This window comes from Saccharothrix saharensis (assembly GCF_006716745.1).
In the GTDB taxonomy this organism is placed as follows: domain Bacteria; phylum Actinomycetota; class Actinomycetes; order Mycobacteriales; family Pseudonocardiaceae; genus Actinosynnema; species Actinosynnema saharense.
In genome coordinates, this window is record NZ_VFPP01000001.1 from 1,757,792 (window position 1) to 1,782,077 (window position 24,286).

The 24,286-nt window shown below is 74.0% G+C and carries 19 protein-coding genes and 1 pseudogene; 7 read left to right on the forward strand and 13 right to left on the reverse strand.

The genetic code is table 11. The annotated features are described in order from the left end of the window. Positions 1-75: 75 nt before the first annotated feature. The gene (locus FHX81_RS06975; protein ID WP_246107669.1) at positions 76-1,725 is read right to left on the reverse strand and encodes a serine/threonine-protein kinase; all 1,650 of its coding nucleotides are present in this window, start codon (positions 1,723-1,725) and stop codon (positions 76-78) included. 287 nt (positions 1,726-2,012) lie between these two features. Between FHX81_RS06975 and FHX81_RS06980 the strand changes: the two genes are divergently transcribed. Beyond that, positions 2,013-2,258 (forward strand): SAM-dependent methyltransferase, encoded by a 246-nt coding sequence (locus tag FHX81_RS06980; RefSeq protein ID WP_141976178.1) that lies wholly within the window; start codon positions 2,013-2,015, stop codon positions 2,256-2,258. An 11-nt stretch (positions 2,259-2,269) separates the two neighbouring features. Further along, positions 2,270-3,439: a cytochrome P450 gene (locus tag FHX81_RS06985; RefSeq protein WP_141976180.1), complete on the forward strand. Its 1,170-nt coding sequence runs from the start codon at positions 2,270-2,272 to the stop codon at positions 3,437-3,439. A gap of 82 nt (positions 3,440-3,521) precedes the next feature. On the opposite strand, the gene FHX81_RS06990 is transcribed toward FHX81_RS06985, so the two are convergent. From FHX81_RS06990 to FHX81_RS42965, 9 genes and pseudogenes are all read right to left on the reverse strand, one after another. Beyond that, complete coding sequence (locus FHX81_RS06990; protein ID WP_141976182.1) at positions 3,522-4,526, reverse strand: sugar phosphate isomerase/epimerase family protein; 1,005 nt, start codon at positions 4,524-4,526, stop codon at positions 3,522-3,524. After that, complete coding sequence (locus FHX81_RS06995) at positions 4,523-5,662, reverse strand: Gfo/Idh/MocA family protein (protein WP_141976184.1); 1,140 nt, start codon at positions 5,660-5,662, stop codon at positions 4,523-4,525. Before FHX81_RS06995 ends, FHX81_RS06990 begins: the two co-directional genes overlap by 4 nt. 31 nt (positions 5,663-5,693) lie before the next feature. Further along, a complete protein-coding gene (locus FHX81_RS07000) occupies positions 5,694-6,740 on the reverse strand; it encodes a substrate-binding domain-containing protein (RefSeq protein WP_141976186.1) in 1,047 nt (348 codons plus the stop codon). A gap of 64 nt (positions 6,741-6,804) precedes the next feature. Beyond that, positions 6,805-7,800 (reverse strand): ABC transporter permease, encoded by a 996-nt coding sequence (locus FHX81_RS07005; RefSeq protein WP_246108232.1) that lies wholly within the window; start codon positions 7,798-7,800, stop codon positions 6,805-6,807. Positions 7,801-7,805: 5 nt separating this feature from the next. Further along, complete coding sequence (locus FHX81_RS07010; protein ID WP_141976190.1) at positions 7,806-9,335, reverse strand: sugar ABC transporter ATP-binding protein; 1,530 nt, start codon at positions 9,333-9,335, stop codon at positions 7,806-7,808. Then, entirely contained in the window at positions 9,332-10,108 is a 777-nt protein-coding gene (locus FHX81_RS07015) for a hypothetical protein (protein ID WP_141976192.1), read from the reverse strand. Before FHX81_RS07015 ends, FHX81_RS07010 begins: the two co-directional genes overlap by 4 nt. Before the next feature lie 216 nt (positions 10,109-10,324). Further along, positions 10,325-12,700 (reverse strand): FxSxx-COOH system tetratricopeptide repeat protein, encoded by a 2,376-nt coding sequence (fxsT, locus tag FHX81_RS41175; RefSeq protein ID WP_141976194.1) that lies wholly within the window; start codon positions 12,698-12,700, stop codon positions 10,325-10,327. Positions 12,701-12,773: 73 nt separating this feature from the next. Further along, positions 12,774-13,979, reverse strand: coding sequence for an ROK family transcriptional regulator (locus FHX81_RS07025; protein WP_141976196.1), 1,206 nt, complete (start codon positions 13,977-13,979; stop codon positions 12,774-12,776). A 45-nt stretch (positions 13,980-14,024) separates the two neighbouring features. After that, positions 14,025-14,539 (reverse strand): annotated as a pseudogene (locus FHX81_RS42965) (DUF6939 family protein). Positions 14,540-14,545: 6 nt separating this feature from the next. Between FHX81_RS42965 and FHX81_RS07035 the strand changes: the two are divergent. The 3 genes from FHX81_RS07035 to FHX81_RS07045 all read left to right on the forward strand — a co-directional run bounded on the left by FHX81_RS07035 (position 14,546) and on the right by FHX81_RS07045 (position 17,217). Then, entirely contained in the window at positions 14,546-15,175 is a 630-nt protein-coding gene (locus FHX81_RS07035) for a LysE family translocator (RefSeq protein WP_141976198.1), read from the forward strand. Between the two features lie 330 nt (positions 15,176-15,505). Beyond that, positions 15,506-16,591 (forward strand): S-(hydroxymethyl)mycothiol dehydrogenase, encoded by a 1,086-nt coding sequence (locus tag FHX81_RS07040; protein WP_141976201.1) that lies wholly within the window; start codon positions 15,506-15,508, stop codon positions 16,589-16,591. Next, complete coding sequence (locus FHX81_RS07045; protein WP_141976203.1) at positions 16,588-17,217, forward strand: MBL fold metallo-hydrolase; 630 nt, start codon at positions 16,588-16,590, stop codon at positions 17,215-17,217. The genes FHX81_RS07040 and FHX81_RS07045 overlap by 4 nt, the downstream gene beginning before the upstream one ends. Before the next feature lie 10 nt (positions 17,218-17,227). Here the strand turns inward: FHX81_RS07045 and FHX81_RS07050 are convergent, their stop codons facing one another. After that, a complete protein-coding gene (locus tag FHX81_RS07050) occupies positions 17,228-19,897 on the reverse strand; it encodes a YML083C domain-containing protein (RefSeq protein WP_141976205.1) in 2,670 nt (889 codons plus the stop codon). Beyond that, positions 19,852-20,223 (reverse strand): P-loop NTPase family protein, encoded by a 372-nt coding sequence (locus FHX81_RS07055; protein ID WP_141976207.1) that lies wholly within the window; start codon positions 20,221-20,223, stop codon positions 19,852-19,854. The genes FHX81_RS07050 and FHX81_RS07055 overlap by 46 nt, the downstream gene beginning before the upstream one ends. A 158-nt stretch (positions 20,224-20,381) precedes the next feature. On the opposite strand from FHX81_RS07055, the gene FHX81_RS07060 reads away from it, so the two are divergent. After that, the gene (locus tag FHX81_RS07060; RefSeq protein ID WP_141976209.1) at positions 20,382-21,098 is read left to right on the forward strand and encodes a hypothetical protein; all 717 of its coding nucleotides are present in this window, start codon (positions 20,382-20,384) and stop codon (positions 21,096-21,098) included. Between the two features lie 103 nt (positions 21,099-21,201). Then, positions 21,202-21,534, forward strand: coding sequence for a hypothetical protein (locus tag FHX81_RS07065; RefSeq protein ID WP_141976212.1), 333 nt, complete (start codon positions 21,202-21,204; stop codon positions 21,532-21,534). 7 nt (positions 21,535-21,541) lie between these two features. Here FHX81_RS07065 and FHX81_RS07070 read toward each other — a convergent pair whose 3' ends face one another. Then, entirely contained in the window at positions 21,542-24,262 is a 2,721-nt protein-coding gene (locus tag FHX81_RS07070) for a type 1 periplasmic-binding domain-containing protein (protein ID WP_141976214.1), read from the reverse strand. Between the last annotated feature and the right edge of the window lie 24 nt (positions 24,263-24,286).

Here is a 24,286-nt window from a genome sequence, read left to right on the forward strand (position 1 = left end):
CCGGGCGTCGGGCCGGCCCCTCGGCCGGCTCACGACGCCGGCCCTCGTCGCGGCGGACGACCGGCTCCTCCGCCGTCAGGCGTTCTGCTGTCCGTCGATCATCCACTGCCCGTTGACCTTGACCAGCGTGTACAGGTGGTTCTCGGACTGCGTGGCGCCGCCCTTGAACGTGTACGACACGGTCGCCGTCACCTGCTCCGGGCCGACCGCGCGCACGTTGCTCACGCTCACCGCGCTCATCTGCCCCCACCAGCCCTGGTAGTCGGCGAAGGTCCGGGCCCGCGCGGCCTTGAAGCCGTCGGTGAGGCGGGCGTAGGCGGGTTCCAGGTTGGTCGGCAGCAGGCCGTAGTAGTCGCTCAACGCCTGGTCCGGGCCGATCTCGGCGGGCGGCTGGGTCGTGTCCTGGGTGGAGGTCGGCTCCACCGCGGCGGTCGTGGTGGTGGTCGTGGTCGGCTCGGCTTGGTCGGTGGTGGTCTGGGCGGGCGGGTCCTCGGCGGCGGACGTGGGCTGGGCGGTGGTCGCGGTGGTGGTGCCCGAACCGGCCGACGGCGAGCCGCCCTCACCACCCCGGTTGAGCAGGTACGCGACGGTCGCGATGGCGAGCAGGGCCACGACGGCGAGCGCGATCAGCGCCTTCCGGTCGCCGCGCTTCTCCTCGCCGCGCGGCGCCACGTCGGCGGGCGTCGGCGTCGGCGCCGGCTGAGGAGGCGGTGTCGGCTGGACGGGTGCCGGCTGGACGGGTGCCGGCTGGACGGGTGCCGGCTGGACGGGTGCCGGCTGGGGAGTCGGCGCGGGTTCGGCCGGTTCCGGCTCGGGCTTCGCGGCGGCCGGCGGCGGTGCGGGTTCCGGCTCGGGCACGGGGTCCAGCGGTGCGGCCAGGATCGCGGTGGGCGCGGGTTTCGGCGGCACGGGCGGCGCGGCGCCGTCGAACCGCACGCCGCGCAGCATGTCCGCCGCCTCGGCCATGGTCGGCCGGGTCTCCGGGTTCGGATCCAGCAGGCGCATCAGCACCGGCTCCAGCGGACCGGCGTTGCGCGGCGGCGGGAACCGGCCGTCGGCGACCCGGTGCAGCAGGGCGATCGTGTTGCCGTCCACGCCGAACGGCGGCGTGCCCTCCAGCGCCGCGTAGAGCGTCGCGCCCAGCGCGAACACGTCGGCCGGGAACTCGCCCTTGCCACCGCGCGCCACCTCCGGGGCCAGGTAGGCCGGGGTACCGACGAGCATCCCGGACGCGGTGACGGTCGCCTCGTCGGCCGCGCGCGAGGTGCCGAAGTCGGTGACCTTGACCGTGCCGAACTCGGTGACCAGCACGTTGCCCGGCTTCACGTCCCGGTGCACCACCCCCGCCGCGTGCGCGGCGGCGAGCCCGTTCGCCAACTGCGTGCCCAGCCGGACCACCTCGTCGGCCGGCAGCGTGCCGCGTTCGGTCATCACCGTGGCCAGGCTGCGCGACGGCAGGTACTCCATGATCAGCCACGGGTGGCCGTCGTGCTCGACCACGTCGTACAGCGCGATCACGTTGGGGTGCGACAGGCGGGCCGCGATGCGCCCCTCCCGGACCGCCCGGTCGATCGACTCCTGGTCGAACCCGATGCGGGACAGCAGTTCCTTGACCGCGACGACGCGACGCAGCCGCTGGTCCTCGGCGCGCCACACCACCCCCATCCCACCCGTGCCGATCCTCTCCGTCAGCCGGTACCGGCCTGCGATAGTGCGGTCCTCCACCCGTGCTCCCAACGTCGCGCGCACGTCCGGCGACGGGGGTACCCGATCGGGCTACCACTCGAACGTGCGTTTCAGTCGTAACACTTCCAGTGCCCGTTTGTCCCTTCACCACGCGGGTCGATCACGCAGGTGAGCCGCGTGCCACTCCGGACACCGGACCGGGAAGTCCTCTGTGGACAGCCGAGGGCGGGGCTGCGCCGAACGGCGGCAGGCCGTTGCGCCGGAACGACCAGGGTCGGGCTGGTGGCGTCGCCGGCCAGGCCGGGCCGCCGTGGAGGAGGGACACCGTGACCGATCCCGACCGGGTGCCCGCGGACGTCGACACCGAACGCCCGTCCGCCGCGCGCGTCTACGACTACCTCCTCGGCGGCGGCTACCGGGCGGCCCTCCCCTGCGGCGGCTACGTGGCCATCTCGCACCTGACCGCCGGCCCCGACCCCAAGTTCTTCCGACCTCACGACCAGCAGCTCGCCCGGCCGCTCGGTGAGGTCGTGGGGATCGGGACGTCACAACGTCGGGTGCGGCGGCGATAGTGTCGGGCACCATGGACTACCCGATCGCGCGTCGACCCGGGTTCGACCCGCCGGCGGAGTTCGCGTCGCTGCGGGCGCAGGCGCCGGTGTGCCCGGTGTCGTTGCGGCACGGCCAGCAGGCCCACCTCGTGACGCGGTACGACGACGTGCGGGCCGTGCTGCGCGACCACGGCCGGTTCTCGTCGGACCCGGGCACGCCGGGGTTCCCGCAGTTGCGGCCCGTGGTGGACCGCAAGGCCGCGCCGGGCAGCTTCCTGGTCACCGACCCGCCCGAGCACACCCGGTACCGGCGGATGCTGACCGGCGAGTTCACCGTGCGGCGGATGGCGGCGCTGCGCCCCGAGGTGGAGCGGATCACCCGGGAGCGGTTGGCGGCGCTGCGGTCCGGGCCCCGCCCCGCGGACCTGGTGGGCGGGTTCGCGCTGCCCGTGCCGTCGGACGTGATCTGCCTGCTGCTCGGCGTGCCGATAACGGACCAGGAGTTCTTCTCCACCCGCAGCCGCGCCCACCTGGACCGGTCGTTGTCGGCGCCACAGGTGCAGGCGGCGTTGGACGAGCTGCACGGGTACCTGGCGGACCTGATCCGGTCCCGCCGCGCCACGCCCGCGGACGACCTGATCAGCCGGTTGGTGCAGGATCCGGGGCTCAGCGACGAGGAAGCCGTGGGGATGACCGTGCTGCTGCTCGTCGGCGGGCACGAGACCACGGCGAACTCGATCGCGCTGTCCGTGCTCGCGTTGCAGCGGGACCGGACGTGGTGGGAGGCGTTGGTCGCGTCGCCGGACCTGGTCGACGACGCGGTGGAGGAACTGCTGCGGTTCCTCAGCCCCGTGCACCATGGGGTGGTGCGGGCGGTGGCCCGTGACGCGGTGGTCGGCGGGACGGCGCTCGCGGCGGGCGAGGGCGTGATCGCGTCGCTGTTCGCCGCCAACCGCGACCCGGCCGCGTTCCCCGACCCCGACCGCCTCGACCTGCGGCGCGACGCGCGGGCGCACCTGGCGTTCGGCAGCGGGGTGCACCAGTGCATCGGGCACTCGTTGGCGCGCTTGGAGATGCGGGTGGCGCTGCGCGCGCTGGTGACCGACCTGCCGGACCTGCGCGTGGCCGTGCCGTTCGAGGAGGTCGAGTTCAAGTTCGACGCCCCGATCTACGGGCTGCGCTCCCTGCCGGTCACCTGGTAGGCACGTCACCGTGCCCCGGCACGTGCGGGCGCGGGGCGTGCGGTAGGAGGTCGGCGCCCGCCCGTGAGCGGGCGCCGGTCGGTCACTCCCCCGTGCTGAACGCGGCGTCGAACGAGGCGGCGGGCGGGTCGAACAGGTGCCGCCGGATGAACCCGACCGCCTCCTCAGCCCCGCGCAGCCGGTCCATGCCGGCGTCCTCCCACTCGACCGAGATGGGCCCGGTGTAGCCGATCGCGTTCAACGCCCGGAACGACTCCTCCCACGGCACGTCGCCGTGCCCGGTGGAGACGAAGTCCCAGCCGCGGCGCGGGTCGGCCCACGCCAGGTGCGAGCCGAGCCGCCCGTTGCGGCCGTCGAAGCGCTTCTTCGTGTCCTTGCAGTCCACGTGGTAGATCCGGTCGGCGAAGTCGAGGATGAAGCCGACCGGGTCGAGGTCCTGCCACACGAAGTGCGACGGGTCCCAGTTCAGGCCGAACGCGGGCCGGTTGCCGACCGCGTCGAGCGCCTTGCGGGTCGTCCAGTAGTCGTAGGCGATCTCCGACGGGTGCACCTCGTGCGCGAACCGCACCCCGACCTCGTCGAACACGTCCAGGATCGGGTTCCAGCGGCGGGCGAAGTCGGCGTAGCCCTCGTCGATCACGGCCTGCGACACGGGCGGGAACATCGCCACGTACTTCCAGGTCGAGGACCCGGTGAACCCGACGACGGTGTCCACGCCCAGCCGTGCCGCCGCGCGCGCGGTGTCCGCCATCTCGGCGGCGGCGCGCTGCCGCACGCCCTCCGGCTCGCCGTCGCCCCAGATCCGCGACGGCAGGATCGCCTGGTGCCGGAAGTCGATCGGGTCGTCGCACACGGCCTGACCGACCAGGTGGTTGGAGATCGTCCACACGTCCAACCCGTACTGCTTGAGCATCGCGCGCTTGGCGGGCACGTAGTCGTCGTCCGCCAACGCCTTGTCCACCTCGAAGTGGTCACCCCCGCAAGCGATCTCCAATCCGTCGTAGCCCCACCCGGAGGCCAGCCGGCACACCTCCTCGAACGGCAGGTCGGCCCACTGGCCGGTGAACAGCGTGACCGGTCGGCTCATCGCGACTCTCCAATCGTGGTCCACGTCGACTGCTGCCCGGCACTGTCCTCCACCGCCGCCAGCACCCGTTGCACCCGCAGCCCGTCGGCGAAGCTCGGCGCCGGGTCGACACCGTCGCCGATGGCCGTCAGGAAGTCCGCTGCCTCGTGCGTGAACGTGTGCTCGTAGCCGAGCAGGTGGCCCGGCGGCCACCACGCGCCCACGTACGGGTGGTCGGCCTCGGTGACCAGGACCCGCCGGAACCCGGCCGACGGGCCGTCGTCGGCCGAGTACACCGACAGCTCGTTCATCGACTCGAAGTCGAACGCCAGGCTGCCGCGCGTGCCGTTGACCTCCAGCCGCATCGCGTTCTTGCGGCCCAGCGCGTACCGGGTCGCCTCGAACGTGCCCAGCGCGCCGGACGAGAAGCGGGCCAGGAACACGGCCGCGTCGTCCACGGTCACCTCGCCGACCCCGTCACCGTCGGGCCGCGAGCGGACGAACGTCTCGGTGGTGGCGCTGACCCCGGTGATCAGGTCACCGGTGACGTACTGGGCGGCGTCCACGATGTGCGCGCCCAGGTCGCCGAGCGCACCCGAACCGGCCTTCTCCTTGCGCAGCCGCCACGTCATCGGCGACGCCGGGTCGGACAGCCAGTCCTGCAGGTACACCGCGCGCACGTGCCGGACCTCGCCGATCCGGCCCTCCTCGACCAGCCTGCGGGCCAACGCGATGGCGGGCACGCGCCGGTAGTTGAACGCGACCATCGACCGGACACCGCGTGCCGCCGCCTCCTCCGCCGCCGCGGCCATCGCCTCGGCCTCGGCGACCGTGTTGGCCAGCGGCTTCTCGCACAGCACGTGCTTGCCCGCGGCGAGCGCGGCCAGCGCGATCTCGGCGTGCGTGTCGCCGGGCGTGCAGATGTCGACGAGCTGGACGTCGTCCCGGGCGACGAGCGCGCGCCAGTCGGTTTCCGCGGCGGCCCAGCCGTACTTGGTCGCGGCTTCCTTCGTGCGCACCGGGTCACGGCCGCCGAGGACGGCCAGGCGGGGCGTCAGGGGCACGTCGAAGAACCGGTGGACGCTGCGCCAGGCGTGCGAGTGCACCGCGCCCATGAACGCGTGGCCGACCATGCCCACGCCGATCTCTTCCGTCATCAGCAGCCTTTCGCGACAGGTGGGAACCGGGTCAGGAGTCGAAGCCGACGTCGAGGTACTGGTCGACGTTCTCCTTGGTCACCACGGCGGAGTAGGTGGTGATGGACGCGGGGATGTCGTGCTCGGCCATGTCGCCGATGCCCTTGGCCTGGCCGAGCAGGCGGGCCAGCGCGATCGCCGAGGACGCCATCGACGGGCTGTAGAGCACGGTCGCCTTGACCACGCCGCTGTCGGCCTTGATCAGGTCCATCATGTTGCGCGAGCCCGCGCCGCCGACCATGACGAACTCCTTGCGGCCCGCGCTGTCGATGGCCGCCATCACGCCGATGCCCTGGTCGTCGTCGTGGTTCCACAGGGCGTCCAGCCTGGGCGCGGACTGGAGCAGGTTGGCCGTCTGCTGCTCGCCGGACTCGGAGGTGAACGCCGCCGCGACGCGCGGGCCGACCGAGAAGCCCGCCTTCGCCAGGGCGTCCTTGAAGCCCTGGCTGCGCTCCTGGGTCAGCGGCAGCGAGTCGATGCCCGCGACCTCGCCGATCACCGGGTTGCTGACGTTCTTCGCCTTGAGCTGCGCGGCGATGTACTCGCCCGCGTTGACGCCCATGCGGTAGTTGTCGCCGCCGATCCACAGCCGGTAGGCCAGCGGGGTGTCGAAGACGCGGTCGAGGTTGATGACCGGGATGCCCGCGTCCATGGCCTGGCGGCCGACCTCGGTGAGCGCCTTGCCGTCGAACGGCAGCACCACCAGGACGTCGACCTTGTCGTTGATCAGCGTCTCGACCTGGGCGATCTGCTGGTTGACGTCGTTGGTGCCCTCGGTGGCCTTGAACGTGACGTCGGAGAACTCGTCGGCCTGCGCCTTGGCGTTCTTCGTCATCGCCGCCATCCAGCCGTGGTCGGCGGCGGGCGCGGAGAAGCCGATGGTGACCTGCTTGCCGGGCTGGCTGTTCTGGCCCGAGCCGCCCGCGACGGCGTTCGGCGCGGAGTTGGCGGACTCGTTGGACGTGCAGCCGGCCAGCAGGGCGGCGGTGCCCACGGCGGTGGTGCCCCAGAGGAAGCGGCGGCGGTCGAGTGAGGGCATGGCGGACTCCCGGGTCGTGTGTCGGGGTGGTGGAGGCGGGGTCGTGGAGGCGGGGTGTGGCGCGTCAGGTGGCGTGCGTGCGGCGGCGGGCGGTGGTGCGCTGCAGGAGCACCGCGGCGACGATGATCACGCCCTTGGCGATGTTCTGGATGTCGGTGTCGAGGTTGTTCTGGGTGAAGATGTTGCCCACCACGGTGAAGATGAGCACGCCGATCAGCGTCCCGATCAGCGAGCCCCGGCCACCGCTGAGCAGCGTGCCGCCGATGACGACCGCGGCGATCGCGTCCAGCTCGTAGAACATGCCGTTGGTGGACGCGCCGGAGGTGGTGCGGGCCACGACCATGAGCGCGGCGATGCCGCAGCACAGGCCGGCCAGGCCGTAGACCAGCGCGGTGTGCCGGCGCACGTCGATGCCGGCCAGCCGGGCGGCTTCGGCGTTGCCGCCGACGGCGAACGTGCGGCGGCCGAACGTGGTGCGGTTGAGCAGCACCCAGCCGACCGCGAACACCGCGGCCAGCAGCCAGATCAGCACCGGGATGCCGAGGATGTCACCGCGGAAGAACGTGGTGAACCCGGTCTCGGTGACGACCTGCGTGCGGCGGCCGGACAGCCTTTCGGCCAGGCCCTTCGCCGACGCGTACATGGCGAGGGTCGCGATGAACGGCACGATCTTGCCGTAGGAGATCAGCACCCCGTTGACCAGGCCGCAGCCCAGGCCGACGAGCAGCGCGCACAGCACCATCACCACGGGGCCGTACGACTGGGTGGCGACGGTCGTCATCCACACGCCCGACAGCGCCACGATCGAGCCGACGGACAGGTCGATGCCGCCGCTGATGATCACGAACGTCATGCCGACGCTGACCACGCCGATCGCCGCCGCCAGCCGCAGCATCGTGGAGATGTTGGCCTCGGTGAGGAAGCTGTCCGGCCGGGTGGCGTAGCCGACGACGCACAGCACCACCAGCACGCCGAGCAGGCCGGTGAGCCTCAGGTCGAGGGCTCGGCGGTGTTTGCGCGGCTCCTGGGGAGCGGCGGATTTGGGGTCGAGGACCCTCACCTCGGTCACGGGGCCTCCTCGTTCACGGCGGCTTCGGTGACGGCGCTGCCCGCCATCACCAGGTCCAAGACGGCGGATTCGGTCAGCTCGGCGGCGGGCCGGTCGGCGATGACCTCGCCGTCGCGCAGCACCAGCACCCGGTCGGCGAGGCCGAGCACCTCGGCGACCTCGCTGGACACCAGCACCACGGCCACACCGGCGGCGGCCAGCTCGTGGATCACCCGGTACAGCTCGGCGCGGGCGCCGACGTCCACGCCGCGCGTCGGCTCGTCCAGCAGCAGCACCTTGCAGCCCCGGACCAGCCACCGCGCCACGACGGCCTTCTGCTGGTTGCCGCCGGAGAACTCGGCGACGAGCCGGCGCGGGTCGGCGGGCCGCAGGTCCAGCCGTTCCAGCGTGGCCCGGGAGTCCTTCAGCTCGCGGGCGCGGTCCACGAAACCGGCGCGGCTGTAGGCGGACAGGCTCGACAGCGTCACGTTGTGCGCGACCGGCAGGTCCAGCAGCAGGCCTTGCGCCTTGCGCTCCTCCGGCGCGAGGCCGATGCCCGCCTTCACGGCGGCGACCACGCTGCCCGGCCGGACCGGTTTCCCGTCGACCGCGACGTGCCCGGTGTCGGGCTTGCGGGCGCCGAACACGGTCTCCAGGATCTCGCTGCGGCCCGCGCCGACCAGCCCCGCGATGCCCAGGATCTCCCCCGCGCGCACGTGGAAGCCGACGTCGTGGAACTCGCCCTTGCGGGTCAGCCCGGTGACGGTCAGCACTTCCCGCGCGGTGTCCACCGTGGACGCTTCGCGGTGCGGGAAGACCGTCTCGACCTTGCGGCCGGACATCAGGTCGACCAGCTCGGAGGTCGGGGTGTCGGCGGGGAGGTTCGCGGCGACCGTGCGGCCGTCCTTGAGCACGGTGACGCGGCTGCCGATGCGGCGGATCTCCTCCAGCCGGTGCGAGATGTAGAGGACCGCGACGCCGTCCGCGGTGAGCTCGCCGACGATGCGGAACAGGTTGTCCACCTCGTCCGCGGCCAGGGCGGCGGTCGGCTCGTCCATCACGATGAGCCGCGCGTCGTGCGCCAGGGCGCGGGCCATCGACACGAGCTGCTGACCGGCGGCGGACAACCGGCCCACCTCCCGGTCCGGCCCGATCTCGGGATGGCCCAGGCGGGCCATCAACGTCGCGGCGAGGTCGTGGGCGGCCCGGCGGCGGGTGAAGCCGAACCGGGTCGGCTCGTGGCCCAGGAACACGTTCTCCGCCACCGAGATGTCCGGCACCAGGTCCAGCTCCTGGTACATGGTGGCGACGCCCAGCCGCAACGCGGCCACCGGCGAGGGGAGCGTGGCCTTCTCGCCGCGCCACGTTATCTCGCCCTCGTCGGGCTGGTGCGCGCCCGCCAGCACCTTGATCAGGGTGGACTTGCCCGCGCCGTTCTGGCCGAGCAGGCAGTGCACCTCGCCCTCGGCGACCTCCAGGTCCACCTGGTCCAGCGCGCGCACGCCGGGGAAGGTCTTGCCGATGCCGGTCATCCGGAGCAGGGTCATGCCGAGGCCCCTTCGTGTGAACCGCCCGTCTTCGGGGCACTTGCCTTGACCGGGACGACGGCCGGGTCGTCGAGCACCCGCCGCAGCGCGGCCGGCGCCGCGCCCCCGCCGCCCGCGGTGGAGCCGGGCGTGGACGCGGCGATCGCCGTCCGCCCGTGCCGCCGCGGTGCGGCCAACCAGTCCCGCAGTGCGGCGGAGTAGCCGCCGAGCACGATCTTCCGCGGGGTGAGCAGGACCGACAGGCCGGACGCCGGGGCGTCGGCCGTGCGGTGTGGCGCGTCCGCGCCCGGCCCGACCCGCGTCTCCCGGCAGCCGCGCCGGCCGCACGCGCGGGACGTGCCGCCCAGCGGGTCCGGCACCGTGCGGTCGCCGTTGAGGTGCACGAGGTGGTCGACGGGGTCGCTGCCGCGCTCGGCGCGGGCGGCGAGGTCGACCTCGTTGTCCAGGTCGAGCCGGCAGAGGGGCAGGCCGGCCACCACGGCCCCGTCGCGCCGGCGCGGCCGGTCGGCCGTGGCGCGGTCGGCCCGGCGACGCGGGCGGACCGCGCCGGGCCGCGGTTCCACCAGCCGGCCGGGCCTGCTCCGGGAAGTCGTGGTGCCCGTCCGCTCGACCAGGCCGCGGTTCTCGAGGTCGGCCGGGAGCGGGGCGACGGCAACCTTCGACAAGCCGGAGCGGACGGCCGGTTGAGCGCGCGAGAGGGGACCGCGGACGCGGAGCGCGCGCAGGGGAAGGGCGCGCTTGGCCCCGCGCCTGCCTTCGGTCTGCGCCTGCATCGGTACTCCGACTTCGTCGAGGGAGTCGATCGAACGAGGTGGTCCAGCTCACGTTCTCCGGTGAGTTGCGGCAGATCCTGACAGTTGGTCGCGCGCTCTGACAAGAACTAGGGCCCACTTTTGTCGATTCGTTGCAAAAGTCGGCCCTCTTCTGACAGAAGCTCGTGATTGCTTTCGCGAACCGCCGTGCGCGGCCTGATCCGCGCCGCGGCGCGATCAGGAGCCTTCGGAGGCGGCGCGAAGGACCTCGGCCAGGACCAGCCCGGCTCGCACGGTGTCCGGGTGGTCGTCGCCCAGCACGCGCCGGCAATCGGCCAGCGTCTTCTCGGCCAGCTCGCGCGCGGCCCCGTGCTCCCCCAGGACCATCAGGTCGAGGGCGAGGTTCTTGGCGCTGCGGAACGTCTCGGGGTGGTCGTGCCCGAGCACGCGCCGCCGCCGGATCAGGGTGTCCTCGTTCAGCTCACGCGCCGCCTCGCGCTCGTTCGCCGCCGACAGGTCGACAGCGAGGTTGGCGGCCGACGTGAGCGTGTCGGGGTGATCGTCGCCGAGCACGCGCCGTCGGCGGCTCAAGGTGTCCTCGTCCAGTTCACGCGCCGCCTCGTGCTCGCCCAACTCCGTCAAGCTCACCGCCAGGTTGTTGGCGGAGCTCAATGTGTCGGGGTGATCGTCGCCGAGCACGCGCCTGCTGCGGCGCAGGGTGTCCTCGTTCAGCTCGCGCGCCGCCTCGTGCCGGCCCGAGATGTGCAGTCGCAGAGCGAGGTTGTTGGCGTACACCAGGGTGAGGGCGTGGTCGTCGCCGTGGTGATCGATGGCGAGTCGGTGTGTGCGCTGGGCGTGCGCCAGGGCGTGGTCGGACTGTCCCGTGGTGGCGAGGTAGGTGGAGATGCCGCCCAGGAGTGTCAGCAGGTCTTCGCGGTGAGCGGTGATCAGGGGTTCGCGGTCGGGTGCGACCACGGCGAGCAGGTGCGGCAGCAGCCGTTGCCACTGCGGCCAGACCGCCGGGGTGTTCCACGCATAAGCGGGCCGGTTGCGATGCAGCAGCAACAGGGCGATGGCGGCCCAGTTGTGCTCAGGTCCACCCGGCGCCCGGTCGGTGCCGGCGCGGAGGAGGGCGGCGGGGATGCGGTGCAGCAGCAGGGTGTCGGTGTCCACCCGGACCAGGGCGCGGTGGCGCAAGCCGCGCACCGTGTCGGTGAACGACAAGGGGTCGGCGGCGACGGTGGCCAGCGGTTCGGGCAGGACCTCGGAGTGGTCGGTGATCAGGGACAGCGGCACCGGTTCAGGGGCCAGCCAGGCCATCAGGGTGAGCAGTTGCAGGGCGGCGGGGTCCCGGTCGGCCAGGTTGTCGAAGGCCAGTGACCACGACGCGGCCACCGACACCCGACCCGCGTCGTGGCCTCGGCGCAGCAGTTCGCGGGCACGGGTGTCGAGCAGGGACAGGTACTGCCCGGGGCTCAGGCCGCCGTCGGTGAGCAGGGCGGCGGCCTGGTCGAGGGCGGACGGGAGGTGGCCCAGTGCCTCGCCGATCGCCTCGACCTGGTCGTCGGTGAGGACGGGTGCCTTCGAGCGCAGGAACCGGGCCGATTCGGGTGCGGTGAAGACGTCCAGTTCCAGGGTCTTGGCGACGCCGTCCCAGCGGGGGTAGCGGGAGGTGATCACGACCCGGGCCCGGCCGCCCGGCAGGAACGACGCCACGGCGTCGGGGTGCTCGGCGTTGTCGAAGATCAGCAGCGCCCGGTCGCGGCGGCGCAGTTCGCCCAGCACGCGCGGCACGGCGGCGGCGACCGGGGCGTCCGGGTCGACCAGCCCGAGCGCGTGGCCGAGCCTGGCGAGGTGCTGCGGGACGAGGTCGGGGTCCTCGGCGGGCACCCACCAGGCCACGTCGTAGGCCTCGTCGTGCCGGTGCGCGTACTCGATCGCGGTGCTGGACTTGCCGATGCCACCCATCCCGGCGATGGCCCGCACCACCACGGGGCCGGTGTCCGCCAAGGCCGCGGCCAGCTCGTCGAGCAGTTCACCCCGGCCCGTGAAGCCGTGCAGGCGCGCCGGCACGTTCCACACCCGCACGGCACGCGCCTGCCCCGGCGAGCCGGTGTCGGCGGCCGGGAGCGCGGCCAAGGCCTGCGCCACGGCGGTTTCCAGCTCGGCCGGTGTCCGCACGGTCTTCACGGTCAGGCCGCTGTCCATCAGCAGCCGGCGGCGGAACGCCTCCTGGCGCGCGCCGAACTCCGGGTCGCGGAACAACGGGCCCGGCCCGACCGCCGCCTCGTCCAGCAGGAACACCAGGCGCGGCTTGCCCAGCTCGGTCGCGGCCTCGAACTCCAGCTCGGTGTACGAGACGGTCGGCCGCTCCCGCACCGGCGAGCCGTAGCGGAACCCGGCCACCAGCACGTACACGTCGCACTCGGCGACCCGGTCCCGGCACAGCTGCGCGGGCGGCTGGTCCCGCGCGGTGAAGTACTCCATGTCCACCGGGGCGTCCCGCAGCCGCAGGACGGCCCGCTCGACCGCCGCGACGAACGACCCGTCCTCGGGCAGCCGCCGCAGCTCGGACGTGTGGCTGACGAACACCCGCCGAGCCCGATCACCCACCGGCCCACCCCGATCCGACGACAGCCCTACCCCCGCATCGTCCCGTCGCGCGCCGGCGTTGCGGGACGCGGGGTCAGCCGGCCGGGGAGAACGCGCGGTCGGTCCCGGACCAGGCCGCGCCCGTCACGCCGGCCAGCTCGCCCAGCTCCGACAGCACGATCGGCAGGTTGCCGGTGGCCAGCGGCAGCGACCGCCGGTAGACGGCGCTGCGCACCTCGGCCAGCAGCGAGTGGCCCAGCCGCGACACGCCGCCGCCGATGACGACCATGCCCGGGTTCAGGAAGCTGACCAGGGACGCCACCACGTGCCCGAGCCGCCGGCCGCCCTCGCGCACCAGGGTCGCCGCCGCGAAGTCGCCCGCCGCGGCGGCCGCGCCGACGTCCTCGGCGGTCAGCACGCCCTTGTCGTGCAGGGCGCCGGCCAGGGCGACGGACCGGCCGCTGCGGGCCAGCGTCGTCGCGTCACGCGCCAGCGCCGCACCGCCGAAGTACGCCTCCAGGCAGCCGACCTCGCCGCACGCGCACGCCGGGCCGAAGTCGTCCAGCCTGATGTGGCCGATGTCGCCGGCGGTGCCCGCGACGCCCCGGTACACCTTGCCGCCGAGCACGATCCCGCAGCCGATGCCGGTGCCGACCTTGACGAAGATCAGGTCTTCGAGGGACCGCGCGACGCCCGCGTGCCGCTCGCCCAGCGCCATGGCGTTCACGTCGTTGTCCACCGTCACCGGGCAGCCCCACCGGCCGGCCAGCTCGTCGCGCACGGGGTAGCGGTCCCAGCCGGGCATGATCGGCGGCGCGACCGGCATGCCGTCGCGGAAGCTCACCGGACCCGGCAGGCCGATGCCCGCGCCGATCAGCCGGCCCGGTGCCTTGGCGTAGACGACGTCGGCCAGCTCGGCGACGCGGCTGAGCACCTGCGCCGGACCGCTGCGGACGTCGCAGTCCTCGCTGCGGCTCTCCAGCACCTCGCACCGGCCGTCGGTGACCGCGACCGTCACCGAGGTCGCGCCCACGTCCACGCCCAGCACCCGCAGGTCGTCGGCGAGGTGCACCAACGTCGACCGCCGCCCGCCCCGACTGGCCGCCGGACCGCCGACCTGCACCAGGCCGACGTCCACCAGCCGGCCCAGCTCGGCCGTCAGCTTGGCCCGCGGCAGCTCCAGCCGCTCGCCCAGCGCGACCCGGGACATCGCGCCCTCGTCGCGCAGCAGACCGAGCAGCTCCGACTGCCTGCCGGAAACCACCCGCGGCTGCTGGCCGCTGCCCGTCGCGCTGCTCATGGCACCAATTTACGGCCAGCGGTCCTCCAGGTGCGCGGCCGGCGATCAGGGCGGCGTGCGACAGCGGCGTCGCCAGGTCCGCCACGTCGCCGTTCGTCGTGCAGTCGAGCAGCACCACGTCACCCGCCCCGCCCGGCTCCTCCGGCGAGTGCGCTTGGGGCCGGCCACCCGGGTCACGTCGAGCTTGCCCCGGTCGAAATCCTCGCCCTCGAAGACCTCCAACGCCTGCCGGACGCGCTCCACCGACTGCGGCGCCCGTCGGGCGCGAACGGCACGGGGATGCCGCCGTGCGGGTGGAACGGGCTGAGCCGCACCCACGGCTGCGACCCCTTCGACGTCACGTCCACCACCGCCGCCCCCGGATGCGCTTCGCCGACCACGCCGCACCACGCCGCCTGCTCGCCACGTGCACCGCCCGCGCACCCGCCTCCCCGGTGCGGTCGATGATGTCGAAGGGGTACGACGATCCCGGCCCGTCGACAGGTTCGCCGGGACGGCCGCGACGGGCGGGTCCGGCCACCGGGAATCCGGGTGCGCGGGCGGTCGGGGGGTGCTTGCATCGCGGCATGCCCATCGACCAGCACCTGCTCGTCCTGTTCACGCTGACCACCGTCGTCGCGATGATCACGCCCGGCCCGGACATGCTGTTCGTCCTCGGGTGCGGGATGCGCGGCGGGCCACGAGCCGGCCTGCTGGCCACCGCCGGCGTGGCGACGAGCGAGGCCGTCCACGTGGTCGTGGCCGCCGCCGGTCTGGCGGCGTTGTTCGCGGCGGTGCCGGTGGCGTTCACGGTGGTCCGCACGGTCGGCGCGGCCTACCTCGTCCACCTGGGCGTGCAGGCCATCCGCCACCGCGGGCGGGCCGTCGTCGGCGAGCAGGTGACGGGCGGCATGTCCGGCCGCCGCGCCTTCCTCACCGGGATGGCGACCAACCTGCTCAACCCGAAGATGGTCACCTTCACGATCGCGTTCCTGCCGCAGTTCATCAACCCGGACCTGGGCCGGGTGTGGCTCCAGTTCGCCATCCTGGGCGCGATCCTGATCGCCCTGGAGTTCCTGGTGGACGGCGCGGTCGGGGTGCTGGCCGGCCGCATCGGCGGCTGGCTGCGCCGCAGGCACGCCGCCCGCCGCCGGATCGACGTCGCGACCGGTGGCGTGTTCATCGGGCTGGGCGTCCGGCTGGCCGTGGAGCGGTGACGTCCGGCCGGCTCGGTCGAGCCGTCCACAGTGGACGGGCCAGTGACCTTGCGGACCAACGCAGCCCGGTCCACGTCGTCACGGTGTGTGGTCGCACACGGTCCTCCTGAGTGCGCTCGGCCGCGATCACCAGCGCGAACCCGGCCGAACGCCCCCGGGAACACCCTCGCGTGATCACGTCGACCACCCGGCCCGACCGGTCGCAGCGGTTGCGGGCCGGGCCGGGGCTTGCCAGGGTGGCGTTCGGGGTCCGCGTGGCGGAGGTCGGGCCGAAGACCCTCGGGACCGGCCGGCCGCGTGCACCCGCTGTGACGACGAGGAAGGGTTTTCGTGGCTCAGACGGTTCGTGGCGTGGTGGCCCGGGGCAAGGGCGCCCCGGTCGAGGTGACCGATGTCGTGGTGCCCGATCCCGGCCCCGGTGAGGCGGTGGTGCGGGTGCAGGCGTGCGGCGTGTGCCACACCGACCTGCACTACCGGGAAGGCGGCATCAACGACGAGTTCCCGTTCCTGCTCGGCCACGAGGCGGCCGGCGTGGTGGAGCAGGTCGGCGACGACGTCACCGGCGTCGCACCGGGCGACTTCGTGGTGCTGAACTGGCGCGCCGTCTGCGGCGCGTGCCGGGCGTGCCTGAAGGGCAAGCCCTGGTACTGCTTCAACACCCACAACGCCACGCAGCCCATGACGCTGGCGGACGGTACGCCGCTGTCCCCGGCGCTGGGCATCGGCGCGTTCGCCGAGAAGACCCTCGTGCACGCCGGGCAGTGCACCAAGGTCGACCCGCAGGCCTCGCCCGCCGTGGCCGGGCTGCTCGGCTGCGGCGTGATGGCCGGGTTCGGCGCGGCGGTGAACACGGGCAAGGTCGGCCGCGGCGACAGCGTCGCCGTGATCGGCTGCGGCGGTGTCGGCGCGGCCGCGGTGGCGGGCTCGCACCTGGCCGGCGCGACCACGATCATCGCCGTCGACCTCGACCCGCGGAAGCTGGCGTGGGCGCGCGGCCTGGGCGCCACGCACACCGTGGACGCGGGCACCGAGGACGTGGTCGCCCGGATCCAGGAGCTGACCGGCGGGTTCGGCGCGGACGTCGTGATCGACGCGGTCGGCCGGCCCGAGACGTGGAAGCAGGCGTTCTACGCCCGCGACCTGGCCGGCACCGTCGTGCTGGTCGGCGTGCCGACCCCGGACATGCGCGTCGACATGCCGCTGATCGACTTCTTCTCCCGGGGCGGCGCGCTCAAGTCGTCCTGGTACGGCGACTGCCTGCCCTCCCGCGACTTCCCCTACCTGATCGACCTGCACCGCCAGGGCCGGCTCGACCTCGACGCGTTCGTCACCGAGACGATCGCGCTCGACCAGGTCGAGGACGCTTTCGCCAAGATGCACCACGGTGACGTGCTGCGCTCGGTGGTGGTCTTCTGATGGTGCGCGTCGACCACGCCGTGACGCGGGGCACGTTCAGCCTCGACGGCCAGACGTTCGCGGTGGACAACAACATCTGGGTCGTCGGCGACGACACCGAGTGCGTGGTGATCGACGCGCCGCACGACGTGGACGCGATCCTGCGGGTCGTCGGCGGGCGCGAGGTGAGGGCGATCCTCGCCACGCACGCCCACGACGACCACGTGCGCGTCGCGCCGGACCTGGCCCGCGCGACCGGCGCACCCGTGCTGCTGCACCCCGCCGACCGGGTGCTGTGGGACCTGACCCACCCGGACGCGAAGCCGGACGGCGACCTCGCCGACGGCCAGGTGGTGGAGGTGGCGGGCGTCGCGCTGCACGTGCTGCACACGCCGGGCCACGCGCCCGGCGCGTGCTGCTTCCACGCGCCCGACCTCGGTGCGGTGTTCACCGGCGACACCCTGTTCCACGGCGGGCCCGGGGCCACCGGGCGGTCGTACTCCGACTTCGACGTCATCATCGACTCGATCTCGCGGCGGCTGCTCACCCTGCCCGACGACACCGTCGTGCACACCGGGCACGGCGACGACACCACCATCGGCGCGGAAGCGCCGCACCTGGGCGACTGGATGACCCGGGGGCGGTGACCGCGCGGCGTCAGTAGATCCGGGTCGACGTGTAGATCAGCGTGAAGCCGCTGTTGACCAGGGCGCCGGCGGGGTCGAAGCAGGCGATCCAGATCGAGGTGTCGTTCGCGAAGCTGTAGTCGTTGAGCTGCGTGATGGCGCAGTGGTGGCCCGCGCCGCTCGCGGTCACGTGCATGGTGCTGCGGATGTAGCCGTTGGCGAAGTGGGCCTTGTACCTGCCGGTCGCGGTCCGCTCCAGCGTCATCGGGGCGTTGCCCGACGCCCAGCGGGTGGTGATCGCCGGAGCGGGCGCGGACGGCGAGTCCTCGGCCACGAGGTAGTCGCCGACCGGTTTGCGCGGGTCGTCCAGCAGGTTGTGCCGGACGGTGAACGCGGCGGTGAACGCCGTGTCCGCCGGTGAGCCGTCCGGCGCCGTGCAGGCCAGGTCGGCGAGCTGCCCGCGCCGTCCCACCACGGCGCAGTGGCGCGCCACCGGGCCGACCGCGGTCACCTCGACCGCGCCGCCCACCGACCCCGGGAAGTCCGCCGTGTAGCGGCCGACGCCCGTCCTGGTGACCGCGCCCGCGTTCACGCCGTGCCGCCAGTCGGGCACGAAGGTCGGCGCGGTGGGCTGGTCGTCGAAGACGAACCCGCGCCGGGACGACGCCGACCCGGCCACGTACCGCAGGAAGAACGGCACGTCGTCCGGGTTGCCCGCCCGGTCGAAGCACACCACGTCGACCACCTCGTCCGCGCCGTCCTGGAACCACGTCGACGGCTGGCACGACACGCCCGGCTGGTAGCCGACCTTGCCGCCCCACGCGGCGTAGTCCTGCGCCGTCACCTTCACGCTGCCGCCGGGCGCGCCGACGGCGGGCAGCCGGATCCGCTGCTTGCCGATCTCGAGGTGCGTGGCGGTCGGGTAGCCGGCCGCGGGTGTGGTCATCTCCCACGGGCCGTAGGTCCAGTTCGCCTCGTTGTGGTTGGGCACCGCCGGCCCGGACAGCACCCGGGTGGTCCCGACCGCGCCGTCCACCGGCCAGACGCGGGCGTGCCCCCACGTGGCGGCGACCTCGACCCGGGGCGTGGGGGCTGATCCGGGGTCTGCGGGGCGTCCGACCTCGCCGGTGCCCGGCTGCCCGTCCTCGGTGACGCCACCCGGCGTGGTGGCGTTCGTCCGCGCAGGCGCAGGCGCAGGCGCGGTCACGGACGCGGTCGGTGCCGTGCCGCCCGGTGCGGTGGTCGTCGGGCCGGGTGCGACGCCGGTCCGCCCCGACGACGGCGGCCCGGTCACGGTGGTGGTCGGCGGCATGGCCGTCGCCTCCTCCCGGCTGCCCGACGCGGACATGGTGGCCAGCACGAGCCCGGTGACCGCCGCGATCGACACGACACCGCGCACCACGGCCGGGTTCTCCTGCGCCAGCTTCAGCAGCTGGGTGCCTCCCGGCGTGCCCGCCAGCACGGTCGCGCACGCGTCCCGCACGGCCTTCGCCGACGCGACCGCCGTGCCGCCCAGCTCGGCGACCCGCGCCACGACCAGGTCCGCGGTGGACGGCGAGGACCGGGCGGACAGGTGGCCGATCTCCGCGTTGAGCTCGCGCACGCGGGCCGCGAGCCGCTGGTCCTGGTCGTCCCCGCCCAGGCTGAGCGCACCGGCCAGCAGCTCGGCGGCCTGCCGGCTGCTGCCGTCGTTGAGCCGGCACACGGCCAGCGCGTAGCGGAACGAGACCTCCTCGCGCACCGACCCGGCGCCGATCGCGGCACGCAACCCGAGCGTGAGCACGACCGCCAACGCGCCCCAGTGCCGGGTCCGCGCGAGCGCGACGGACGCCGTGCGGGCCAGCGCCAGCGCGCTCTCGTGCTGCTCCGCGTCGAGGGCCCGTGCCAACGCGCGTTCGACGACGTCGAGCTCCCCGGCGACCGCGGCGGGTTCCGCGCTCGCCGCCCACTCCGCGAGGCGGGCCACGAGCGGCACCAGTTCGGCGCCGGCGAACCGCGTCACGACGTCGCTGACGCGGTAGCGGCCGTCCTCCCGGTGCGCCAGGCGCGTGCGCGCCAGGACGGCGGCACCCCGGCCCTCGGGCACACCGCAGGCCGCGGTGAGCAGGGAAGCACCCCACCGCACGTCGCCCAGCGCCACGAGCGGCCGCAAGGCCTCACGGGCGTCGTCGGTCAGCGAGCCGAGGACGATCGCGACCGCCTGCTCGACCACCTCGGCGCTGGACGCGCCCTCGGGCACCGCGCCCACGCGTCGGGCGGAGTCGCGCACCGCGGCGCGTTCCACGATGTCCAGGGGGTTGCCGCCGCACGCCCGCCAGTCGCTCTCCACCTCCGCCGCGTCCACGTCGTCGCCGAGTTCGTCCCGAGCCATCGCGAGCGCGTCCTCCAGCGGCAGCCCGCCCAACGGCCGCCTCCGGCCCGCCACCCACAGGTCGTCGCGCCGGGACGACAGCACGAACACGCTGCGCGGCATGGCCGCCAGCAGCAGCCGCGCTTCCTCGGGAGGCAGGTCCACCCCGTCGAGCACGACGAGCGCGCGGACCCGGCCGAGCTCCTCACGCGCCAGCCCGGCGTCCACGACCGAGTCGTCCTCGACCTCGAAGCACGCCTGCACGAGCTCCCGGATCGCGTGCGCGGCGGTCCGGAACCCCTCGCTCAACCACACCACGCCCACGTCGTCGCCGAGCACGCGCCCGGACAACGCCCCGCGGTCGCCGCGTGCTGGAGCAGCAGCGTCTTGCCCGAGCCCTTCGGCCCGGTCACCACCACGTGGCTGCCCGCGGCCACCGTGTCGCGCACGAAGGCCAGGTCGTCGGCGCGGCCCCGCAGCGGCGCGCGGGGAGTCCGCTGGACGGTCGCCGGGAGCGGCCGCCGCACGAGGTCGCCGCGCCGGAGCGGACGCCGCTGGTCGACCACGTCGTGGACGTGGATGTCCTGCCCGGCCTGCAGGACGTAGGCGCCCTTGAACGCCCACACCCGCTGGCCGGGCGCTCTCCGCCCGTTCCAGGGCCATCGCCGAGTACCCACCGCACGTCATCGTCCTACGGCAACGCGCATCACCGGCCGCAACGATGCGGACCCCGCGCGACCGGGACGACGTTCCGCCCAACGGGCGATGTCCCGCGCTTTCAGCGGCCGTCGCGCCGGCCGATCAGGAAGGTACGGCGAACGTCGACGTCGCGGTCGTGGGCAACGGGGTGCTCGGCCCGCCCGACCGGCCCGGTGCGGCCGGCCCGGCGGCCGGGGCGATGCTCAACTGCTTCGGCGAGGTCACGCGGCTCACCGATCGGCACCCGGCGGCCCGCGCGAAGTTCGCGTTCGCCCGGGAGGCGCTCGACCGGTGGCCGGCCCGGCTCGACCGGCTCGTCGACGACGCCGGGCCCGAGGCGGGCCGCGCCGCGCTCGACTCGCACGTGCCGGGCACGTTCGTCGTGCCGGCCAACGGGGCCGGGACGATCGCCGAGGACAACTTCGCCGCCCTGCGCCGGGCCGCGCTGGACTGCCACAAGCCGCACGACCTGGTCGACCCCGCCGACGTCCCCGGCCTCGCGGCCGCACCCCACGCACGCCCCGGAGCGCGCTGCACCTGCACCGCGAGGGGTGCGTCGACGCGCGCGCCGTGCTCACGGCCCCGGTGGAAGCCGCCCGGCGGCGTGGCGTGGCGCTGGTGGCCGGCACCGTCCGGGAGGTCGTGGCCGCTTCCGGCGTCGTGCTCGCCGCCGGCAGCACGAGCGGTGAACTGGCCGCCGGGGTGCTGCCCGTCGGGACGGCGCCGCCCGTGCCGCACGGCGCGGGATCGGCGTTGCTGCTCCGGCGGACCCGACCCGGGGGCACCGCGCACGTCGTCCGCACGCCCAACGGCGGCGCGAGCTGCGGCGTGCACCTCGTGCCGCTGCCCGTGACGGGACGGCACTACCTCGGCGCGACCAACTTCATCACCGGCCACCTACCTACCGCGACGGCTTCCACGGCTCACCCGTCATCGCCCGGCACCCGGCGGACCAATTGCTCGACACCGCGCCCGAGCCGCTGCCCCACTTCACGCCCGAACGGCTGCCGATCGAGACCACGACGCCCGAGCGGTCCGTCGCCGAGGCCGCGGCCCACGCCGCCGAGACCGCCCACGAGCACGGCCTGCGGCTGCCGTTCTTCCTCGACGGCGAACCCGTGGCCGCGTTCGTGCGCGAGCGCGCCCACCGGTTGTTCGAGCGACTCGGCGAGCCCGTCACCCTGCCACCGGAGGTCCTGCTGCTCGCGTTCACGCCGGCGGGGCCCGGCACCGACCCGGGCGGCGCGCTCGCCGACCACCTCCGCGCCGCCCGCGCCCACCACGCCTGACGCGTGCTCAGCGCGGCGTGGTCGGGCACCACGGCGCGCGGCGCAGGTCCACGTCGTGGCGGTTCGGGTAGTCGCCGCACGAGGCCAGCACGGTCGGCGGCTTGCCGTCGGCCACCCGCAGCACCGCCAGGAACTTGTCGATCGGCACCTGGCCGTCCCCGAAGTCGATCACGCCGCTCTCGCCGGACAGCGCCCGCGCACCGCCGATGTCGCTCATCTCCTTCCAGATGTGACCGGGCGAGACCGGGATGTCCCCGAGCTGGATCATGGCGTGCACGAACAGGTACAGCGCGTCGTAGGTGAGCGCGGCGTGCCCGTCCAGCGAGGGGTTCGCGTCACCCTCGCACTCCTCCGGCACGAGCTCGCGCAGCGTCTGGTGCATCTCCGTCGCCGCCGCGCAGCCCTGCGCGCCGATCGCGAACGACACGTACTCGAACGGGATCTCCGGGTGCTGGCCGCGCAACGTGTCGTCGGCGGCGTAACGGGCCACGTCGTCACCGGCGAGCAGCATGGGCGGGTCGCTCTTGCACCCGGCGCTCACGCCGTCCATCAGCTTGCCGAAGTCCGCGGGCCGGCCCGCGAAGAACACCACCTCGTCGTCGCCGACGTCGCACAGGCCCTGGCCGAGCCGCCGGGCGTCGGAGCCCTGCCCCACCGACACCGGCCGGTACGGCTCCTCGCGCACCCGCAGGCCCTGCTCGCCGAACCGGAGCGCCACGTCCAGGCGCAGGTTGGCCGCGTAGGAGTCCTCCTCGTCGCTGGAGTGCACGATCACCACGCCGCGCTTGCCCGGGTACGCCGAGCGCACGTGCCGCGCCGCGACCTGCGCCTGGCGGTCGTTGGTCGGCGAGATCTGGAAGTACATCCGGGACGCGGTGGGCATCGCGTCGTCCGACAGCGTCGCGGCGACCACCGGCAGGCCGACCTCGCCCAGCACGGTGATCGTGTCCCTGGTCGGCTTGCTGCTCAACGCCATGCCGAGCACGCCGATGACGGTCTTGTCCCGTTCCAGCACCGTCCGGAGCACCTCGGCGACCACACGGCCGTGCTGCATGGTCGAACCCGCGTTGCCCAGCAGCACCCGGATCAGCGGCTCGTCGGAGTCGGTGCGCTCGAGCAGCCGCGCCTGCCGCGCCGCGACGCCGACGAGCCGCGCGGTGTTGCTGGTGAGCACGTCCCGGCCGGTGCCCATCGCGGACACGTACACCACGGTCGCGTAGGGGCGGTTCGGGTCGCGCTCGTGCGCCGCCCGCACCTCCCGGTTCTGCCGCACGATCAGGTCCTGGACGTTGTTGAACCGGCGCAGGTCCTCGTCGTCGGCCGGCCCGAACAACGGCACCGGGCCCGTCGTGACGCCCACGCAGTCGTCACCGATCCGCCGCACGGTGTGCGCGTCGGGGTTGTCCCGGGCCAGGCCGCAGTGCTCCGACCGCCACCGCTCGTCCGCGGTGACGACGTCGCGCACGTGCCGGTAGCCGACCGTGGCGACCGACGCGAGCAGCAGCAACACCACCACCGCGAGCACCGGCGTGCGCGACCAGACCGGGGGCTGCCGCACGGACAGCGTCGCCGTGGGCGGCACCTCGCCCCGCACCACGGTCACGTCGGGCACCTGCAGCGGCAGGAACCACGCCGTGGGCCGGCGGGCGCGGCTGTCGGTGGCGAGCTTGCGCGCCCACGTCTCGTAGGCGTGGCTCGCCTGGCTGACCGGCGCCGGTTCGCGCTCGGCGGTGGTCTCCGCGTCCGGCGGCACCTTGGCGCTGCCGCTGATGATCACCAGCGGGTCGAACGCGCCGGTGTCGTTGCGGACGTCGTTGATGGTCTTCAGCACGGCGTAGCCGCCGTTGTCGCGGCGGATGCCGTCCAGCAGCACCACCGGGTACACCGTGCGGCGGGCCGACCTGATCCGCCACCACGACCGGCGGTACGCCCGGCGCACGTCCTCCAGGAACGCGTTGACCAGCAGCTTCGCCAACTGGCCGGTGTCCTCGCGCGGCTCGGCGCTCTGGCCGGGCACCAGCGCGGAGGTCAGCCGCTCGGCGAAGCCGATGAACGTGCCGGGGTCGTGCGGCGCGAGGTAGGGCTGGCGCAGCAGCCACCGGTACTCGCTGCCCGGCACCAGCCCGCGCAGCTTCGCCCGGAACAGGAAGGACGGCACGAGCCGCACCACCAGCCGCACCCACCACGGCGCGGTCCCGGCGGCGTCGTCCAGCACGTCCTTCAGGTCGTCACCGCTGCGGCGGGCCAGGTCCCGCTCCCGTAATCGGGTCAGCAGCGTCGCGGCCGACTCGGGGTCCGCGCCGTCCAGGCGCTGGTTCATCAGCCAGTAGACGAGCTCGAAGCGGCGGAACTCGTGCTTGCCGTGGCGGTCGTTCGCGCCGTGGGCCAGCTCGCGGGCAACGCGCACCAGCACGGAGCCGACCGCTTCCACCGCGCCCGGCTCGGGCACGCCGTCGCCCGGCTCCGCGAAGCGGTGGTAGGCGTGCGGCACGCGGCCCGGGTGCGCCCCTCTCAGGTGCGCCTGGAGGGCTTGGAGCAGCCCCTCGGCCTTCGTGCCGCGGACCAGGCACACCAGCGGGATGCCCCGGTCGCCGCCCGCCCGCGCGCCCGACCGGCGGCCGGGCAGCTCGCCGAACCGCGGTCGTTCGGTCAGGTCCTGCAGGAGCTTCACCAGCTCGTCCACGACCTCGACCGACGAAAAACGTTCCCCTGCACCGTGTTCGGCCACCGGACTCCTCGTGCGGACCAGCCT

Excerpts from the sequence above, each read along its gene's own strand:
- FHX81_RS07035 (WP_141976198.1), top strand. The coding sequence starts at position 14,546 with ATGCCCATCGACCAGCACCTGCTCGTCCTGTTCACGCTGACCACCGTC.
- FHX81_RS07015 (WP_141976192.1), bottom strand. The coding sequence starts at position 10,108 with ATGCAGGCGCAGACCGAAGGCAGGCGCGGGGCCAAGCGCGCCCTTCCC.
- FHX81_RS06995 (WP_141976184.1), bottom strand. The coding sequence starts at position 5,662 with ATGACGGAAGAGATCGGCGTGGGCATGGTCGGCCACGCGTTCATGGGC.
- FHX81_RS06990 (WP_141976182.1), bottom strand. The coding sequence starts at position 4,526 with ATGAGCCGACCGGTCACGCTGTTCACCGGCCAGTGGGCCGACCTGCCG.
- FHX81_RS06985 (WP_141976180.1), top strand. The coding sequence starts at position 2,270 with ATGGACTACCCGATCGCGCGTCGACCCGGGTTCGACCCGCCGGCGGAG.
- FHX81_RS07010 (WP_141976190.1), bottom strand. The coding sequence starts at position 9,335 with ATGACCCTGCTCCGGATGACCGGCATCGGCAAGACCTTCCCCGGCGTG.
- FHX81_RS07000 (WP_141976186.1), bottom strand. The coding sequence starts at position 6,740 with ATGCCCTCACTCGACCGCCGCCGCTTCCTCTGGGGCACCACCGCCGTG.
- FHX81_RS07025 (WP_141976196.1), bottom strand. The coding sequence starts at position 13,979 with ATGAGCAGCGCGACGGGCAGCGGCCAGCAGCCGCGGGTGGTTTCCGGC.